Source organism: Rhodopseudomonas sp. BR0C11 (genome assembly GCF_010820945.1).
GTDB lineage: Bacteria > Pseudomonadota > Alphaproteobacteria > Rhizobiales > Xanthobacteraceae > Rhodopseudomonas > Rhodopseudomonas palustris_H.
Window position 1 is genome coordinate 1 of sequence record NZ_QTKI01000113.1, and the last position, 12,510, is coordinate 12,510.

The window sequence follows — 12,510 nt, forward strand, 5'->3', positions numbered from 1 at the left end:
GGCTCGATTCCGAGCAACGGGGCGATTCGCTCGATCACCTTGCCGCCGGTCGGCACGGCGTTCCAGCCGGAGGTGATGAAGCCGTGAGTCTCCGGCAGCGCCTTCGGCTCGTCCAGCATCACCAGCACCTGATATTGCGGATTGTCCGCCGGCAGGATCGCAGTGAACGAGTTGAGCACCTGCTTCTTGGCGTAGCGGCCGTTGACCACCTTCTCCGAGGTGCCGGTCTTGCCGCCGATGTAATAGCCCTTGGCGATCTGGTCGGCGGTCTTGGCGGTGCCGACCTCCGCGTTGAGCCGCATCAGGTAGCGGATCTTGTCGCTGGTCTCGGTCTTGATCACCCGCTTGCCGAGCTTCTTGGCATCCTCTTCGGTGCGCTTCAGGAAGGTCGGCGGGATCAGATAGCCGCCATTGACCATGGCGTTGATGCCCATCACCGCCTGCAGCGGCGCCACCGCGACGCCGTGGCCGAACGAGATGGTGATGGTGTTAAGTTCGCTCCAGCGCTTCGGCACGATCGGCGACGCGCTTTCCGGCAGCTCGGTGCGCAGCCGGTCGAGCTGGCCGACCTTCTTCAAGAACGCCTTGTGGGCCTCGACGCCCATCGACAGCGCCACGCGCGCCGCGCCGACGTTCGACGAATAGGTGAACACTTCCGCGAGGGAGATGGCGCGGCCCATATTGTGCGAGTCGTGGATCTTGAACTTGCCGTAGTGCAGCGGCCCGCGCGCATCGTACATCGAATGCAGCGTCGCCTTGCCGGCATCGAGCGCCATTGCCAGGGTCAGCGTCTTGAAGGTCGAACCCATTTCATAGACGCCGGTGGTCAGCCTGTTGATGCGGTCGGGATCGTTGGCCTCGCGCGGATTGTTCGGATCGAAGTCCGGCAGCGACACCATCGCGACGATCTCGCCGGTCTTGACGTTGGAGACCAGACCCGACGCCGCCTTGGCGCTGTACTTCTCCTTGGCCTTGATCAGTTCGTCGCGCAGCGCGTGCGTGACCCGGACGTCGAGCGCCAGCTCGATCGGGCGCTGCATCCGGTCGGACGCGAAGCCGGCGCGGTGCAGGTCGGCAAGGCCGTTGTTGTCGAGCCATTTCTCGATGCCGGCGATGCCCTGGTTGTCGATGTTGACCAGGCCGATCAGATGCGAGACCTCGGCGGCGTTCGGATAGACGCGCTTGTTCTCACGCAGGAAGCCGATGCCGGGGATGCCGAGCTTCTTGATCTCGGCCTGCTGGCGCGGCGTGATTTCACGCTTCAACCAGACGAAGCCCTTCTTCGACGCTAGGCGCTCGCGCACCTCCTGGGTCTCAAGGTCGGGCAACGTCGCGGTGAGCAGTTCGACCGCTTCGTCCTGATCGATCAGCCGGCGCGGCTCACCGAACAACGACGGCGTCTTGACGTCGGTGGCCAGCACCTGGCCGTTGCGGTCGACGATGTCGGGCCGCGCGGTGGCGACCGCATCCTGCGAGCCGGTGCGGCGCGCGCCGTGGCCGTCGCCGAACACCGCGATCATTGACAGCTTGAACGCGATGATGCCGTACACTGCCGCAAACGCGATCATTGCCAGGCCGACACGGGCGCGCGCCTTGCCATCGCGATCGACGTCCTTGCCGTAGATCAGGCTGCGGATCAGCCGTTGGCGCCATTTGACGTGGTGGCCGACGAGCGGCAGCGAAGGATCGGTCACTGGGCAGGCTCCGGAGCCGGCAACGAGCCGGTGACGATGTCGGGATCGATCTTTTCGATCATCGATGCGATCGGATCGGGAGCGCTCGGATCGACGACGGCCGGCGGCCGCTCGGGCAGGTTCTTCAGCGAGTCGAACTGCCGCGCGCCGACCGGCTTGAGCTTGAGATGGCGGGTAGCGAGGCCCTGCAGCCGGCCCGGCGAGTCGAGTTGGGCCCATTCGGCGCGCAGCCGGGCGATCGCCTCGCGCTCCTTGCGGAGCTCGGCCTGGATCTGCAGCACCTTCTCGGTGCGCACCGTCGACTCCATCTTGATCCGGTACACATAGGCCGCTGCGAACACCAGCATGCCGATCACCAGCACGTGCACGAGGCGCATCATCGCCCGGCCCTCATCACGCTGGCGAGCGTCGGCCATCCCGGCAGATCGCCGGCGGCATGCGCGGGGGCTCCGGTGCGTTCGGCGCCGCGCAGCTTGGCGGAGCGCGCGCGGGGATTGGCGGCGACTTCGGCGTCGCCGGCGACGATCGGCCGCTTGCTGAGCAGCGTGAAGCTCGGCGCCGCCTGCGCGACTTCCGGCAGGTGGCGCGAACCGCCGCCGGTCTTGCTGCGCTCGGTCAGGAAGGTCTTGACGATGCGGTCTTCCAGCGAATGGAACGACACCACCGCGAGCCGCCCGCCCGGCTTCAGAACGCGCTCGGCCGCGTCGAGCGCCTGGTGGAGCTCGTCGAGCTCTTCGTTGACGAAGATCCGCAGCCCCTGGAACGTTCGGGTCGCCGGATGGATCTCACCCGGCTTGGCGCGCACCACCTTGGCGACGATGTCGGCGAGCGCCTTGGTCGTCGTGATCGGCGTTTCGCTCCGCGCTGCCACGATGGCGCGGGCGACGTGGCGCGAATACCGCTCCTCGCCGAAGATGTAGATGATGTTGGCGAGATCGGTTTCGGAGGCGCGGGCGACGACATCGGCCGCGCTCGGCCCGTCGCGCCCCATCCGCATGTCGAGCGGCCCGTCAAACCGGAACGAGAAGCCGCGTTCGGCCTGGTCGAGCTGCATCGACGAGACGCCGATATCCATCACCACGCCGTCGACCGTCGCGGCGCCCTGGGCGGCGCAGACGTCGGCCAGATTGGAGAACCGGTCCTGCACCAGCGTCAGCCGGCCGCCGGACTCGGCAACCAGATCGGCGCCCCCGGCAATCGCGGTCGGATCGCGGTCGATCGCAATCACGCGGCTGCCGGCGGTCTGAAGGATCAGCCGTGTGTAGCCACCGGCCCCGAACGTGCCGTCGACATAGATGCCGCCGTCGCGCGGCGCGAGCAGGCCGACCGCTTCAGGGCCGAGCACCGGAATATGGCGCGCGTCGGACGGCTTCATGCGATCGCCCCGGCCGCGGCAAAGCCCCGTCGATCCCGCATGATGCGGAAACCGGTCCGGCTGATCGTCGGCTTGCTGCAGGGCAATCGGCCCATCTTGCCTCGCCTCGTCCCATTCCGCCGGCGGAGCGCCACGCCAGCCGACCAAGGCGACCGACGAACCCGGCTCTCCGCGTGGAATCTGATGGATTGCCATCGGCTTATGGGGCGTCACAGGAAATATTGCCGGCAATTTGACACCGGCTGTTCACCACTCAGTAACGGCGCTTACGCTTAAGAAACCGTTGACGGCTGTCCGTCATCCCGCGCCGAGGAACGCAGCGTCGCTCGCAGGCATTTTCGCTGCGCTGCAGGACGGCGAACCCGCGCTCGTCCACAGAAAATGGCAAAATCGTGAAGACAGCGCGTTGCAGGAGACCCGAGGGACTCAGATAGTAAATCGGATGTTGCAGTCGGCGTCGGTCAGCTTCGCCGTGGTCCTGCCAGTATTGAGTTATCCGATGTTGTCAGGTTCGTTAGCGTCCGCTGGTCTGGAGTCGAAACGTCGACGCGGCCTCCCTTTGCCCAAGGGCATGCTGTCTATGCAGACCTTCACGCCCGACTCGTCGATGGTGTCCGACGTGCTGCCCTCGCCGAATTACGGCGAGCGCAATAAAGCGCGCCGTCCGGACATGATCGTCCTGCACTACACCGGGATGCCCGATGTCGAAGGCGCGCTGACCCGGCTGTGCAAGGCAGGCACCGAAGTCTCGGCGCATTACGTCGTGCTCGAAGACGGCCGGATCCTGCAATGCGTCCCGGAATCCAAGCGCGCCTGGCACGCCGGCGTCGCCTCCTGGGCTGGCGAGGAAGACAGCAACTCCTGCTCGATCGGCATCGAGATCATCAATCGCGGCCACGATTGGGGCTATCCGGATTACCCGCTGCGCCAGATCGCGGCGGTGATCGCGCTGTGCCGCGGCATCATCCTGCGCCGCGATGTGCCGGCGCACCGCGTCGTCGGCCACTCCGACGTGGCGCCCGCGCGCAAGAAGGATCCGGGCGAGAAGTTTCCCTGGCGATCGCTCGCCGCCTCCGGCGTCGGCCTGTGGGTCGAGCCGGCGCGGATCGTGCCGGGGCCGGCGCTGAAGCAAGGCACCGAGGGCGAGGAAGTGCGGCTGATGCAGCAGGCGCTCGCCGACTACGGCTACCGCGTTCCGGTCAACGGCAGCTACGACCACGCCACCACCGACGTCGTCACCGCATTCCAGCGTCACTTCCGCCCTGAGAAGGTCGACGGCATTGCCGACGCCTCGACGCTGGCGACGCTGCATGCGCTGCTCGACCGGCTGCCGGTCGAGGCCCGCGCTGTCGCCGCACTCGGCTGAGCGCTTCTTCCACACCACTTGCGGCTTGACGATCGCGGCCCGAGCCCGCATGGCTTGCCGCGTCAGTCGGCCGGACGGCCGCTCCGGCAAGTGCCGAAAGGCCGCCGGGGAGGAAAGTCCGGGCTCCATCGACATACGGTGCCGGATAACGTCCGGCGGGGGCGACCCCAGGGAAAGTGCCACAGAGAACGAACCGCCCGCCTACGCCCCTTCGGGGCTTCGGCGCGACAAGCTCTCGAGCCTGCCGCGCCATAGCAGCGCAAGCTGCGACGGCGGGTAAGGGTGAAAAGGTGCGGTAAGAGCGCACCGCGTCACCGGCAACGGGGACGGCATGGTAAACCCCACCGGGAGCAAAACCGAATAGGGACGGCATCGCGGATAGTTTGCTGCTTGCAGCAATAACTCCGCAGGGCGATGTCAGGCTCGCCGTCCGGGTAGGTTGCTCGAGGCGCTGTGCAAACAGCGTCCCAGAGGAATGGCCGTCGCGTAGTGCTCCGCTTCACCGCGGGCGCTGCTCTCCAGAACCCGGCTTACAGGCCGGCTGATACTTGATACGCGAAAGCGTTTTCGAGCGAAGCGGACTTCCGGTTCGCGTGAAGAAAACGCGGAATGCAAGATGAGGGGCTCGGCGGAAACGCCGGGCCCTTCGCCCGAGAAAAATCAGCTAGCCATCGACGCGGTTGACACTTGCGACGACTTCCCTGACGCGAAGCTGAGCGATGATACCACTGAGATGCTTGAGATCAAAGACGCCCAAATCAATGGTGAGGTCAATGATATCCGGCGAGTGCCGCGCCATGTTGACATTCTCAATATTGCCGTGATGTTCAGCAATGACGCTCGTAATTTGAGCGAGACCATTGGGCTCGTTAAAGTACTGCACGAACAGCCGCGCCAAAAAAAGCTGCGGACTGGTCTCGTCGATGTTCCATCGAACGTCAAGCCAACGCTCAGGCGCGTCCTCAAACTCCTTCAGCGCCGCCGACTGGATCGGATAGACGGTGATCCCCTCGCCCGGCGTAACTATGCCCACAATGCGGTCGCCCGGCACCGCGCCGCCGATCGGCGCGAATTTCACTGGCAGGCTGGAGTAGACGCCACCAATCGGAATCGCCACACCGGACCTGCCACGCTCCGCGAAATCGAGTAGTCCCTTTTCGGACAAATCCTTCTTGGCGCCAAACCGCGCGATGTGCTCTTCCCTATAGTCCGGATACATCGCGCGAGCGACGTCGGACGCCTTCATCTCACCACGCCCGACTGACGCCATCACCTCGTCAATTGAGCCACGAGCAAGCCATGGCAATGCCCCCAAGAGCCGCTCTTCGGAGTAATCAATTCCGGCACGCCGAAAAAGACGCTCAACAATTCGACGACCAAGTCCGCAATACTGATCGCGCATCGCGAAGCGAGTTGCCCGCCGTATCGCTGTGCGTGCCTTCCCGGTAATAGCGAGCGATTCCCACGCCGCAGGGGGGGTTGCGTGCCCTCTCGACGTCAACAACTCCACCTCATCGCCGTCCTCTAATTCCATGGAAAGTGGCGCGAACTTTCCATTAATCTTGCAGCCAACCGCGCTATTTCCTACCTCAGTGTGTACTGCGTAGGCAAAATCGATTGAGGTCGCACCAATCGGAAGGATTATTCTTCCGCCTTTCGGCGTCTTACACAACACGGCCCCATATGATCGAACAGGGACAGAACCAAAATCTGATGCTCTCGATAGCTGTCGAATTGACACTTTAGCTCGCGAGAAATTCGCCCCCTTTATCATTGCTCCATCGAAGCATACCCCCCTCAAATCGGCCCCAGCGAAGTTAAACCCTCGCAAATCGAGATCTGTGAAATTGAAGGCTGTAAAATCGCCATATCTCAAATCTTTCGCGGGATTGAGGCCGGTAACACGAACAAGATCATCTAGCTTGTCAGATGCGCAGAACCGCACCGCCCTAATTCTCTGCGTTAGCAGATCCTGAGAGAACTCAGTCATCTTTCGGAACGACTTCTAGGATCTGGGTACCCAGAATTGCCTCGGCTCCCTGCAGCGCAGTAAGGCGCACCAAATGATCGATGAACGCCTTCTTCGCTTCAGATTCTCCCTTGAACAAATTGCCCTGCATACCAACAACGCATGAGTCGACTCTCGCTTTCATCGTGGCCGTTAGCTTATCGCCAATGCCGAACCCCCGACAAACACAGTCACATCCATCGTTTGGCAATCGTCGCCCCATTAACCTCTGATCGGTCGTCGAGACAATCCACCACGGCGGCTCAAGCCCCTCCAAAAACGCCGAAAAGTTTCCATCGGCACCACCTTCGCATTCAATATCCTTAGCTTCGATCTTCCGCTGAGCCTGATCATGGCTAATCTCTAGGTCAACTTCTCTCAATCCTACAATCAGCGTCTCTGACGCCTCTTCAACCCAGACAGGGTATCCTCTCCTGTCGAACGCAATCGACAAGATCAATGGAATTTCAGCTTCATCGTCGATCGGATCGAAGGATCCTGGCACAGCAAAACTGAAGTCAGCAAACCGCCGATCGATCTTAGTCGTTGTTCCGTCAGAGACGATTGTGATCTTGGCATGAGCAGACTTCCATTTTTGAAATCTGTCGAAAAAGGATTCCGCAGAATCCCTGCGGGCCACAGAACCTGCCTGCCGGTCCAGCCACTCTGTCCATTCAATGGAAAAGCCAAAAGCTTCGGAAATCCGACGCTGCAACTCGAACGAGATCCGATTGCTGATCGCATGCTTCAGTGTTGATTCCGGCACATCGATCTTGCGCGCTAAGCTATTGATGCTTGCCAATTCGGTGATCCCGCAATTCCCCGCCCAATCAGTAAGCTTCCTGATTTTCTCAGGAAGCTCGTAGATCCTCGTGGTATCGCGAGCCATGCCAACACCAAATCATCCGACCAAGTCTTGATACATATTGCATCCGACACTTAGAGGCCACACCGACTGATTTCCGACCGCACGCTGGCCACTCCCGGCAAAGTTTCCGATCCTTTTCTTGGCCGCCACAACCAATTGTTGGACGGAATAAAGTCGGAGACCGGAAGCACTCCTGTCCTTTTAATCCTGACGAACCAGGAACAGGAGAGTCTTATGGCCCGCCATATTAGAGTTCGAGCCCGCGCAATTGCGAAAATTCTGGCCAGGCATTTTTGCTCTGAATTTGTGCAACACTACCTTGTAGAATTGGAGGTCGGCTGGCTCAACGAGATCGATTGGCTCTTATGGACGGTGATAGTGCACATTGCGATCCGGTTGGTTTGCAGATGGTGCTCTCGTACACTCGAGCAAAAAGCCAGCAAGAAGGACAATGACTGAAATTCGATCCCAAGCGCAGATTTCGCTACGGATTATCGAATTGTCTCTTTCTGAGAAAGGGTCGTTTCAAGACTAATGAGGCGCGTTAAGACGTCGCCCCCTCAATGCCCCCCGCCGCCGCCCGGCCCGGCCATCGGGTTGGCCGGCTTGGCGAGCAGGAAGACCAGCGTGGTCAGGCCGAGGTAGAATACCGTCAGCAGGAAGAAGGCGTCGCCGTAGCTCATCACCACGGCTTGGCGGTGGACGATCGCGGTAAGTTGTTTCAGCGCCATCATCGAGGCATCGCCCATGCCCTGGAAGCGCTGGGTGAAGGTGTTGAGCAGTTCGACCGCCTGGGCGTTGCCCCAGTTCACCTTGTCGTGCAGCCGCGAAATGTGCAGGTCGGTGCGGCTGTCGAGGATGGTGTTGATAAGCGCCAGTCCGAGCGCGCCGCCGAGGTTGCGGGTCAGGTTGAACAGGCCGGAGGCGTTCTTGACGCGGTGCGGCGGCAGCGTGCCGAGCGCGATGTTGTTGACCGGCACCATCGCCATCATCATGCCGACGCCGCGGAAGATCTGCGGCCACAGCAGTTCGTAGAAATCGAAGTCGCGCGTGATCCAGGTCATCTGCCAGGTGCCGCCGGCGAACAGGATCAGACCGATGGCGATCAGGATCCGCATGTCGACCAGCGCCATCAGCCGGCCAACCAGCGGCGCGGTGCAGAACATCGCGATGCCGGAGACGAACATCGTCTCGCCGATCATCAGTGCGCTGTAGCCGCGCACTTCGGCGAGATAGCGCGGGTAGATGTAGGTCAGGCCGTACAGCCCGATGCCGACGCAAAACTGGAACATGCAGCCGATCGCGAAATTGCGGTCGGTGAAGGCGCGGATGTCGACGATCGGCTCGCGCGCAGTCAGCACCCGCCAGAAGAACGCCACCGCCGAGACCGCGCAGATGATCGCGAAGATGAAGATCGACTCGTCGTTGAACCAGTCGTTGCGCGGGCCCTCTTCCAGCACATATTCGAGCGAACCAAGGAAGCCGGCCATGAAGCCGAGGCCCCACCAGTCGAAATGATCCAGCAGCTCGTAATGCGGCTCGTCGAAATCGACCAGCGCCAGCACGCCGATAGTGATGCCGATGCCGGGCACGATGTTGATGAAGAACAGCCAGTGCCACGACATCAGGTCGGTGATGTAACCGCCGACCGTCGGGCCGATGGTCGGCGCCAGCGTGGCGACGAGACCAATGATCGGGCCAACCATGTTGAACTTTGAGCGCGGAAACACCGTGTAGGCCGAGGCGAACACGGTCGGGATCATGCCGGCGCCGAGGAAGCCCTGGATCGCGCGCCACACGATCATCTCGGCGATCGACGATGTGAAGCCGCACATCAGGCTGGCGAAGGTGAAGCCGGCAGCCGAGATCGCGAACAAATTCCGGGTTCCGAGCGCGCGCGACAGGAAGCCGGACAGCGGGATCGCGATCACTTCGGCGATCAGATACGCAGTTTGTACCCACGAGACTTCGGACGAAGACGCCGACAGGCCAGCCTGGATTTCGGACAGCGATGCCGAGACGATCTGGATGTCCAGGATCGACATGAACATCCCGAACACCATGATCAGAAACGCGATCAGGCGCGTCGCCGGGACGTGTTCGGAGGGCTCGGCGGGCGCCGCGATCGGTGTATCTGCCGTGGTTGTCGCGGACATTGCTACGTTCTCAGCGCCCGACCTGAGCGGCCGTCAATCATCAAACAGAATTTCCGTCATTGCCCGCGAAGCGAAGCAATCCAGGACTCGGTGCACGGGGCTGGATGGCTTGGTCGCTTTGCTCCTCGCAACAACGCTGACAGAAAAGAATTACTTGGCGTCGCCGGTCCGGGTATCGACGTCGACGTAGACCGACATGCCTGCGCGCAGCAGCCCTTCGCGCGCGACGTCGGCGGGGACGCGGATCCGCACCGGAACGCGCTGCACGATCTTGGTGAAGTTGCCGGTGGCGTTGTCGGGCGGCAGCAGGGTGAACACCTGCCCGGCCGCCGGCGCCAGGCTATCGACGGTGCCTTCGATCTTGCGGCTTGAGAACGCATCGACCGAGATGCCGACCTTCTGGCCGGGCTTCAGCCGGCGCAGCTGGGTTTCCTTGAAGTTGGCATCGATATAGACGCCGTCGAGCGGCACGATGTTGGCGAGCCGCTGGCCGGCGTTGATGTAGTCGCCGACATTGACCAGGCGATTGGAGAACACCCCGGTCACCGGCGCGCGCACATTGGTGAAAGCGAGATCGCGCTCGGCCTTCGCCAGCGCGCTCTGCAGCTCGGTCAGCTGGGCGCGGGCTTCGGTCTGCTGCGCCTTGGTGACTTCGACATTGTCGCGGGCCGCATCGTAGGCCGCCTTGGCGGCCAGCACCGAAGCGGCGCTCTGGTCGCGGCTCGCCTGCGAGGTCTCGAACACCGCACGCGAGGCGAAGCCCTTCGTGCTCAGCGCCTGCTGGCGATCGAAATCGAGGTCAGCGCGCTTGGCGGCGGCTTCGGCGGAAGCGAGCTGCGCCTGGGCCTGCTCCACTGCGCTCTGCTGCGCGGCGACCTGACGGCCGATCCGGGCGATGGTGGCTTCCTGGGTGGCGATCTTGGCGCGCGCGGAGTCCACCGCGATCTTGTAGTCGCCGTCGTCGATCCGGAACACGATGTCGCCGGCCTTCACTTCGGAATTGTCGCGCGGCAGGATCGCGGCGATGTGGCCGGACACGCGGGCACCGAGCGTGGTGTTGTTGGCGCGGACATAGGCGTCGTCGGTGCCGACCATGAAACGGCCGACCAGCATGTACTGCGTGCCGAAGTAACCGAGCGCGGCCAGCGCCGCGACGCCGACACCGATCAGGACGAACTTCTTCTTGCTCGGCGGCTTGGCGGCGGCGCCCGGACGCGCGGCCGGCGCCACCGGCTCCGACTCCGCTTCGGGCTCCGGCGGATCGGCGAGCTTCAGTGTCGAGGGATCTTCCAGCAGCGAGCGCAGCGCCTCGGCCTGCGACGGCGCGCCGTGCGACGCAGACGGATGCGGCGGCGTGCCGGCGGCCGCTACCGCCTCCCCGTTCTCCGGCTCGGAGCGCAGCACGCGGGCAGCTTGGTCGCGTCCGGACATCGGGTTCTCCTGAACTCAGCTCGCACGACAAAAGAGCCTGCCGGACTGGTACCCCTAGCAGGTCACCCTGATCTACCATTGACCGAACGGTTCGGTCAACTTAAGTTCCTGGCATCAGGGTAGCAGTCTTGCGTTTCTGCCCTCGTTCCACCCCCAGTGATTTTGCAGGACAGGCTGAACCAATGGTTGCAACCACAGCGGCGGCGGCGATTCACAGCGACGAGGACAGCGCCAAGCGGCGCCAGATCCTCGACGGCGCCCGCGCGGTGTTCCTGGAGTTCGGCTTCGACGGCGCCAGCATGGGCGAGATCGCCCGCGCCGCGGGCGTATCTAAAGGCACGCTGTACGTCTATTTCGCCGACAAGAACTCGCTGTTCTGCGAGATCGTCGAGCAGGAGAGCCTGGCGCAGGGCATGCTGTCATTCGAGTTCGCGCCCGACAGAGATATCGAGGCGACGCTCCGTGCATTCGGCAACGCCTACATCGCGCTGATCTGCAATCCGCGCGGCGCGTCAGCGATCCGCACCGTGATGGCAATCGCCGAGCGGATGCCGGAAATCGGCCGGCGCTACTACGAGCGGGTGATCGCCAACACCATCGGCCGGTTCGGGCGTTATCTGCAGGCCCAGGTCGCGGCCGGCGTGCTCCAGATCGACAATTGCGAACTCGCCGCCGCGCAGTTCATGCAGGCCTGCCAGGCGACACTGTTTCTGCCGTTCATCTTTCAGACCTCGGAACCGCCCTCGCCCGCGCGGATTGCCGGCGTGGTCGACAGCGCCACCGCGATGTTCCTCGCCGCCTATCGGGCGCCAAAAGCCGGCGGATCGAACTAAGCGTCGTTCGACTAATCGTCCTCGGCCTCGTCGCGATCGACCTTGTGACGCGAGGCATTGCGGCCGATCGAGCCGGTGACGCCGTTCCAGCCAGGAGCTGGCGACGCGCTGCCCGCGTAAGGATTGCGCTGCTGCAGCCGCTGCGCGATCACTTCACCGGACACCGCGGCCGGCTTGCAGATCGTACGCTGGCTGCGCCGCCGCATCAGATCGACGTGAATGTGATCGTAGTGATACACGTTCGAGCCCGGCGCCAGCACCGTGGTGAACATCTGGCACGCCGAATTCTGCACGTCGTGCAGGAACGCCTGCTCCTCCGGCAATCCGCGCCAGCCGCCCTTCACCGTGATGCGGCGACCGTCGGCCAGCACGAAGGCGGCGATATCGAGCGCATTGCCGAACGCGTGCTCGGAGATGTGAGCATTCGGATTGCCGTTCATGCCGCGGCACGAATACGCCGAGATCTGCTTGATCTCGACCACGCGCACGCCGAACCAGCGCATCGCCGAGGGCTGCACCGACTCCGCCAGCCAGCGATCGAGCGCCGACACGATCGGGCACGCCAGCGTCGCGGTCGGCTTGATCGCGACCGGCCCGACCGAGCCGGTGATGCCGCCCTGCTGGCCCGGCCCGAGCCGTGGCAGCGGCCGCTCCGCTTCGCCGGGATAGCCGCCCTGCGGCGCCGCGCCGCGCGGATAGCCGGTGACGTTCTCGGCCGGCGGGCGATCGGCCGATGGCTCGCCTTCCGGCGGCAGTTCGATATCGTCCTGAGCCGGCAC

General features: G+C 63.3%; 9 protein-coding genes, 1 other RNA gene and 2 pseudogenes. 3 read left to right on the forward strand and 9 right to left on the reverse strand.

All coding sequences use genetic code 11. The features are described 5' to 3' along the window. From DYI24_RS11250 to rsmH, 3 genes are all read right to left on the reverse strand, one after another. On the reverse strand, nucleotides 1-1,694 hold a 1,694-nt coding region (locus DYI24_RS11250; protein ID WP_164572346.1), incomplete at its 3' end, for a peptidoglycan D,D-transpeptidase FtsI family protein. After that, complete coding sequence (gene ftsL / locus DYI24_RS11255) at nucleotides 1,691-2,071, reverse strand: cell division protein FtsL (protein ID WP_199851840.1); 381 nt, start codon at nucleotides 2,069-2,071, stop codon at nucleotides 1,691-1,693. The genes ftsL and DYI24_RS11250, both read right to left, overlap by 4 nt. After that, the gene (gene rsmH, locus DYI24_RS11260; protein ID WP_164572347.1) at nucleotides 2,071-3,069 is read right to left on the reverse strand and encodes a 16S rRNA (cytosine(1402)-N(4))-methyltransferase RsmH; all 999 of its coding nucleotides are present in this window, start codon (nucleotides 3,067-3,069) and stop codon (nucleotides 2,071-2,073) included. Before rsmH ends, ftsL begins: the two co-directional genes overlap by 1 nt. A 499-nt stretch (nucleotides 3,070-3,568) precedes the next feature. On the opposite strand from rsmH, the gene DYI24_RS11265 reads away from it, so the two are divergent. After that, a complete protein-coding gene (locus DYI24_RS11265) occupies nucleotides 3,569-4,435 on the forward strand; it encodes an N-acetylmuramoyl-L-alanine amidase (protein ID WP_164572348.1) in 867 nt (288 codons plus the stop codon). Between the two features lie 62 nt (nucleotides 4,436-4,497). Further along, nucleotides 4,498-4,984, forward strand: an RNA gene (gene rnpB, locus DYI24_RS11270) — RNase P RNA component class A. Between the two features lie 115 nt (nucleotides 4,985-5,099). On the opposite strand, the pseudogene DYI24_RS11275 reads toward rnpB, so the two are convergent. The 5 genes and pseudogenes from DYI24_RS11275 to DYI24_RS11290 all read right to left on the reverse strand — a co-directional run. Further along, nucleotides 5,100-6,110: pseudogene (locus DYI24_RS11275) on the reverse strand (RelA/SpoT AH/RIS domain-containing protein); the annotation flags it as partial. Between the two features lie 84 nt (nucleotides 6,111-6,194). Further along, nucleotides 6,195-6,425 (reverse strand): annotated as a pseudogene (locus tag DYI24_RS28760) (pentapeptide repeat-containing protein); the annotation flags it as partial. Further along, nucleotides 6,418-7,332: a helix-turn-helix domain-containing protein gene (locus tag DYI24_RS11280; protein ID WP_164572350.1), complete on the reverse strand. Its 915-nt coding sequence runs from the start codon at nucleotides 7,330-7,332 to the stop codon at nucleotides 6,418-6,420. The gene DYI24_RS11280 and the pseudogene DYI24_RS28760, both read right to left, overlap by 8 nt. A gap of 539 nt (nucleotides 7,333-7,871) precedes the next feature. Then, nucleotides 7,872-9,467 carry a DHA2 family efflux MFS transporter permease subunit gene (locus DYI24_RS11285; RefSeq protein WP_164572351.1) on the reverse strand — a complete coding sequence of 532 codons (1,596 nt, stop codon included), beginning with the start codon at nucleotides 9,465-9,467 and terminating at the stop codon, nucleotides 7,872-7,874. Between the two features lie 150 nt (nucleotides 9,468-9,617). Continuing rightward, the gene (locus DYI24_RS11290; protein ID WP_164572352.1) at nucleotides 9,618-10,898 is read right to left on the reverse strand and encodes an HlyD family secretion protein; all 1,281 of its coding nucleotides are present in this window, start codon (nucleotides 10,896-10,898) and stop codon (nucleotides 9,618-9,620) included. Between the two features lie 182 nt (nucleotides 10,899-11,080). On the opposite strand from DYI24_RS11290, the gene DYI24_RS11295 reads away from it, so the two are divergent. Further along, nucleotides 11,081-11,731, forward strand: a complete 651-nt coding sequence (locus DYI24_RS11295) for a TetR/AcrR family transcriptional regulator (RefSeq protein WP_164572353.1) — start codon at nucleotides 11,081-11,083, stop codon at nucleotides 11,729-11,731. Between the two features lie 11 nt (nucleotides 11,732-11,742). On the opposite strand, the gene DYI24_RS11300 is transcribed toward DYI24_RS11295, so the two are convergent. After that, nucleotides 11,743-12,510, reverse strand: a 768-nt coding sequence (locus DYI24_RS11300; RefSeq protein ID WP_164572354.1) for an extensin-like domain-containing protein, incomplete at its 5' end; no start/stop codon positions are given.

Excerpts from the sequence above, each read along its gene's own strand:
- DYI24_RS11295 (WP_164572353.1), top strand. The coding sequence starts at position 11,081 with ATGGTTGCAACCACAGCGGCGGCGGCGATTCACAGCGACGAGGACAGC.
- rsmH (WP_164572347.1), bottom strand. The coding sequence starts at position 3,069 with ATGAAGCCGTCCGACGCGCGCCATATTCCGGTGCTCGGCCCTGAAGCG.
- ftsL (WP_199851840.1), bottom strand. The coding sequence starts at position 2,071 with ATGCGCCTCGTGCACGTGCTGGTGATCGGCATGCTGGTGTTCGCAGCG.
- DYI24_RS11280 (WP_164572350.1), bottom strand. The coding sequence starts at position 7,332 with ATGGCTCGCGATACCACGAGGATCTACGAGCTTCCTGAGAAAATCAGG.
- DYI24_RS11290 (WP_164572352.1), bottom strand. The coding sequence starts at position 10,898 with ATGTCCGGACGCGACCAAGCTGCCCGCGTGCTGCGCTCCGAGCCGGAG.
- DYI24_RS11265 (WP_164572348.1), top strand. The coding sequence starts at position 3,569 with ATGTTGTCAGGTTCGTTAGCGTCCGCTGGTCTGGAGTCGAAACGTCGA.
- DYI24_RS11285 (WP_164572351.1), bottom strand. The coding sequence starts at position 9,467 with ATGTCCGCGACAACCACGGCAGATACACCGATCGCGGCGCCCGCCGAG.